This is a genomic window from bacterium, from assembly GCA_024228115.1.
Lineage (GTDB): Bacteria > Myxococcota_A > UBA9160 > UBA9160 > UBA6930.
Window position 1 is genome coordinate 1 of the sequence record JAAETT010000470.1, and the last position, 1,306, is coordinate 1,306.

2 protein-coding genes are annotated in these 1,306 nt (G+C 59.1%); one reads left to right on the forward strand and one right to left on the reverse strand.

The window, feature by feature from the left end; genetic code table 11:
- Positions 1-213 precede the first annotated feature (213 nt).
- Entirely contained in the window at positions 214-576 is a 363-nt protein-coding gene (locus GY937_20245; protein MCP5059042.1) for a hypothetical protein, read from the forward strand.
- A 137-nt stretch (positions 577-713) separates the two neighbouring features.
- Here the strand turns inward: GY937_20245 and GY937_20250 are convergent, their stop codons facing one another.
- Positions 714-1,277 (reverse strand): hypothetical protein, encoded by a 564-nt coding sequence (locus GY937_20250; protein ID MCP5059043.1) that lies wholly within the window; start codon positions 1,275-1,277, stop codon positions 714-716.
- Between the last annotated feature and the right edge of the window lie 29 nt (positions 1,278-1,306).

Here is a 1,306-nt window from a genome sequence, read left to right on the forward strand (position 1 = left end):
CACTACCTCGCGGCTCTCGATCGCGAACTCGACACCGATCCGACCGACACCGATTCGCCGTTCTGACGAGAAACCAGCACTCGCGCGCGACCACGGCTAGATGATCAGATTTCTACGGTTTCTCGTGATCGCCAACATGCGTTAGCTGTGGAGCCCAGTATTGGGCCCGAGAGTTGGCGACGACGACTCCGGCGCGGCACAACCCTCGTCTTCTTGATCAGCTCGGCTCTCGCCTTCGTGGCCTGCGTCACGGGATACCACCCAGAAGATGGCCTGATTGGCGGATACCAAGACAAGAAGATCGCACCCGGCGTCTGGGAGGTTTTCTACAAAGGCAATGACAACACGTCGGTGCCTACAGTCCAGGAACTCGCCCTTCTTCGTGCCCTCGACCTACTTGAGCGGAATGGATGCGAGCACTACACGATCCTTTGGCGAGACACCTACACGGTCGGGATGCACGTCCCTTGGGCTCGGGTCACAATGCGGGTGGCGTGCGCCAAGCCTGCCGCGAGCCCGTTGAGCACGCCAGTCCAACCCGAACTCAACGAACTGCGGGGGAAATACGTCCGCTGAACGAGCAACTCGGCGGTTGTCATCACGTTGGGAGTTAGGTCAATAGGTCGCGCCGTGTCTTCTGTGCCCTAGACGCAACCGAATTTCCGGGGTGACATAATGGTAGTCGCTGTCTTGTGTGGCCAAAATGCTGGTCGTCAGCCGCTTCCTGCCGCGAGCTTTCTCAGGCAGGTCAGGAACTCGTCGCGATTGACATCTCGGCCGTAGCCGTGATGACGGATCGCCCCTGCATCGTCTTCCTCGACATCGAGGAGATCATCGAACGATGCAGCCATCCGGGTCATCTTCCCCAAGGAAAAATCCCAGCCCCGCAGAGAGCCCCCGCCCTTCCTGTCCGGCATCCAGCAGATGGGCTTCCGCCCAATGATCCTGCAGATCGGACGTTCAAGGAAGCTCAACGGTGCCCCGCTCGACTTCGCCGCGACCACTTCAATATTGGGCTTGCGCGCCAGCAGGCCCATTTGGACTTCATAGGAGGGGTAGCCTCTGCCTCCGCAGTTCAATCTCCAGCTTTCTCGCATGCATATTGATCGCACCAGTACTTGGAGAAAAGACCACTCAGTAGATGTTCCGGAACTTGGGCGGGTGAAGCCTCGGTGAACACCCAAAAGCGGCCATACGTGATCACCTGAAAACCGGCCATAGAACGGGGAGTCGTCCAGGACGTTGAGGCGGGCGAGGCGGATAGCCTCGCCGGCCATGGCAAATGTCTTGGACGCAGAGAAACAGC